The sequence below is a fragment of the Nonomuraea rhizosphaerae genome (assembly GCF_019396405.1).
Lineage (GTDB): Bacteria > Actinomycetota > Actinomycetes > Streptosporangiales > Streptosporangiaceae > Nonomuraea > Nonomuraea rhizosphaerae.
Genome location: NZ_JAHKRL010000096.1, coordinates 1 through 3,438, shown reverse-complemented (window position 1 = coordinate 3,438; position 3,438 = coordinate 1). Strand labels below are relative to the sequence as shown.

Annotated in this window: 3 protein-coding genes; 2 read left to right on the top strand and 1 reads right to left on the bottom strand. The window is 68.5% G+C overall.

Going from position 1 to position 3,438, the window contains the following annotated elements; all coding sequences use genetic code 11:
* Both KME77_RS04655 and KME77_RS04650 read left to right on the top strand, forming a co-directional pair.
* Positions 1 to 876, top strand: an 876-nt coding sequence (locus tag KME77_RS04655) for a M20/M25/M40 family metallo-hydrolase (protein WP_219462291.1), incomplete at its 5' end; no start/stop codon positions are given.
* 228 nt (positions 877 to 1,104) lie between these two features.
* Positions 1,105 to 2,118, top strand: coding sequence for a BtrH N-terminal domain-containing protein (locus KME77_RS04650; RefSeq protein ID WP_219462289.1), 1,014 nt, complete (start codon positions 1,105 to 1,107; stop codon positions 2,116 to 2,118).
* 331 nt (positions 2,119 to 2,449) lie between these two features.
* Here KME77_RS04650 and KME77_RS04645 read toward each other — a convergent pair whose 3' ends face one another.
* On the bottom strand, positions 2,450 to 2,950 hold the full coding sequence (locus KME77_RS04645) for a hypothetical protein (protein ID WP_219462288.1): 501 nt from the start codon (positions 2,948 to 2,950) through the stop codon (positions 2,450 to 2,452).
* Positions 2,951 to 3,438: the final 488 nt, after the last annotated feature.

Sequence of the window (3,438 nt, the reverse complement as noted above, 5' to 3'; positions counted from 1 at the left end):
GGGACGTACGACATGAAAGGCGGCCTCCCCGCCGCGCTCATCGCCGCCCGCGAGGCGTCCCGGGCCGGCCTGCCCGGTGAGGTGGTCGTCGCCGCCGTGGCCGACGAGGAGCACTCCAGCATCGGCGTCCAGGAGGTGCTGCGGCACCTCGCCGCGTCGGGCGGCACATCGGCGGGTCTTACGACCGGCGCCGCGACCGGTATCGACGCGGCGATCGTCGCCGAGCCCACCGAGCTGGCGGTCACCGTCGCCCACCGGGGGTTCGTGTGGATCGAGATCGAGGTCGTCGGCCTCGCCGCCCACGGCTCCCGCCCGCACCTCGGCAGGGACGCCATCCTCAAGACCGGCCCCGTCCTCGTCGCCCTCGCCTCCCTCAACGAACAGCTCCGCGCCCGCGAACACCCCCTGCTCGGGCACGGTTTCGTCCACGGCTCGCTCATCCACGGCGGACGCGAGGAGTCGACCATCCCCGACCGCTGCGTCCTCACCGTCGAACGCCGCACCCTGCCCGGCGAGACCACCGAGGACGTCGAACGTGAGATCGCCGGCCTGCTCGCCTCCTGCCGCGCCGCCGACCCGGAACTGGAAGCCGTCGCCCGGACCACGCTGGCCCGGCCGCCGTTCGAGGTGCCGCGCGACGCCGCCATCGTCGGGGCCGTCGCCTCGGCCGCCGGCCAGGCCCTGGGCCGTCCCGCCACGATCGAAGGCGTCAGCTACTGGGCCGACTCCTCCTTGATCGCCGCGGCCGGGATCCCGACCGTCCTGTTCGGGCCGGCGGGGGAGGGCGCCCACGCCGCCGTCGAATGGGTCAGCCTCCAGTCGGTCGTCACCTGCGCCGACACCTTCACCGCCGTCGCCCGCCAGTTCTGCGGCTGAGCGCTCGTCCTCACGTCCTCCCACCGTAGAGATGCGTGCCTCTTCACGAGGGACGAGACGCCGAGGAACGCCCCAGCGCTCCCGTGCTCCCGCGCTCCCGGCGACGAGAACACGACCGGATCATGCTGGACTCTCCCCCTATGGGAGGCTTCATCCTGCTCCCAGCGGCCCCCTCGATGGACGGGGACGGGGTGACCGTTCGCCGCGCCAGTACGAGGAGAGCGACGCATGACGACCATCGTGAAGGACATCGAGCCCCGCGGCCTGCGCCACTGCGAGACGACGGCGCTGGGCGTGCTGCTGCGGCACGAGGGGCTCGACCTGTCCGAGCCCATGCTGTTCGGCCTGGGCTCGGGCCTGTCCTTCGTCTACTGGGACAGCAAGGCCATGCCGTTCCCCTTCCTCGGCGGCCGCGTCAAGCCCTTCGACCTCACCAGGAACCTCGCCGCCAGGCTGGGTCTGACACTGCTGGTCGAGGAGACCACCTCACCACGCAAGGCCTGGGCGAACGTTACCGCCCCCCTCGACGCCGGCCGCCCGGTCGGCCTCCAGCTCGACTCCTACCACCTCGACTACTTCCGGACCAAGGCGCACTTCGGCGGCCACGTCGTCGCCATGTATGGCTACAACGAGCACGACGCCCACCTCGTCGACACCGACCAGCAGGGCGGCGCGGTCCGCACCAGCCTGGCCGCCCTCGCCCTGGCCCGCGCCGAACGCGGCCCCATGACCGCCAGGAACCGATCCTTCACCATCACCCTCCCGTCCCACCCGCTCCCGTGGCAGAACCAGATCGTCCCCGCCATCAGAAGCTGCGCCGACGCCTTCCTCACCGCCCCCATCACGAACCTGGGCCACCGCGGCATCGAGAAAGCCGCCAAGCTGGTGCCCGGCTGGCTGCGCCGCGCCGCCGACCCCCAGCAGGACCTGCCGCAAGCCGCCCTCCTCATGGAGAAAGGCGGAACCGGTGGCGCACTGTTCCGTGTCCTGTACCGCGACTTCCTCGACGAGTGCACCCGGATCATCGACAACGACGACCTACGCACCGGCCACCGGCTCTACAGTGAGGCCGCCGTCCTGTGGACCGATGTGTCGACGCTGATCACGAAGGCGGGGGAGAGCGGCGACGCGAACCACCTCCAGCAAGCCGGCGCTCTTCTCCACGACCTCTCGCGCATCGAGAGGGAGGCCATGGAGGCGCTTCAGCGGGTGGAAACAGCCGGAACCAGCTCAGACGCCTGACATCACCGTCATGTGTTCCCCACGTCGCGGCCGACGATGAAGCCGAGCCGACCCAGGAGCCGAGGGCCGTACCCGCCCAGATCCCGTGGGGAAGGTCGCCAGCACCATCGAGCGAGTCGGCCGGTCGAGGACAGCGCCCAGGACGCGCCTATCTACGAACCCGCCACGAAGTCGATGACCCCACCTGCGACAGCACCGATGACAGCGTCTGCCGCACTGGGCACCTTGGGCCACGACACGTCATTGTCGTCAAGATCGGCTACCTGGCCACTGTTTCGCGGGCAGGTCGATGAGATCAACACTCGGGTGGCGCACCCGGCGACGGCCCGGTTCAGGGAAGGAGTTTGAAGGGAACCTCCAGCCGGGGGTCGGTCCACCGTAGGGCGCTGGTGCAGGTGGCGGTGCCCAGTCGCCGCAGTGTAAGAGTGACGTGGGGTACGGGCCGTTTCACGGGAATGGCCAACTGTGTCTTCGGGGCGTCATCGGTGAGTGTTCCGCTGGTGCGTTCGTCGGCGAGAACGCTCCATTCGACACGGCTGCCGGGGCAGGCGCTGTTCTCGTGGACCAGCGTTCCGGTAACGGTCTCGACGTCCGAGCGGCTGGGCTTCCATGTGGTGGTGACGGCGCCGTCACCAGGCAGTCGCCAGAGGTAGAAGGACGTTTCCACGCAGCTCTTCATCCCTGCTTCGTCGAAAGGGCAGGCTTTGTTGTAGGTCTTCTGTTCCGGAACGGCGCCGTTGAGGTACGTCATGGGCACGGGGGCGTACGCCGACGTGGTCGCACAGAACAGCCACACCAGCACTACTACGCCGATGAAGCCTGCGATTTTCATCGAATCTCCCTGAGCGTGGAGACCTTGTTCTTCGGGGCGGAGAGGAAACGGGGAGCAACAAGGGGCGTCGTTTTCCGCGTACCGCGTCGGCGTTCATTTTCTGGTCGCGTCGTGCGCGACCCTCGTCGAACCGCGTCGACCGGTGGACGCTTATCCACCGTTCGCTGGAGGACCGCCTCAGCCTGGGCTTGAAGACGGCTCTTGGCCGGAGACAAGTGGTCGTGGCCTGGCATCCCCTTCCCTTCGGGCCGACGTGTTCCACGCTGACACCATCACCGGTCGCCCACAACCACTTCGTCATGGGGATTGCCCAGGGAGATTGTGGGGCCCGCGATGGGGCTCGATCGCATAGGACGGTCAATGAGGTTTTCTCTACGACTTTTACATGATCCGTCTGTGCTCGAAGTGGGTGAGAACGAGCGCTGCTCGGGCCACGTCGCCGATTCGTGAGGGGCTGAGCGTCAAATGCTGAAGGGTGCGCCAGCGCT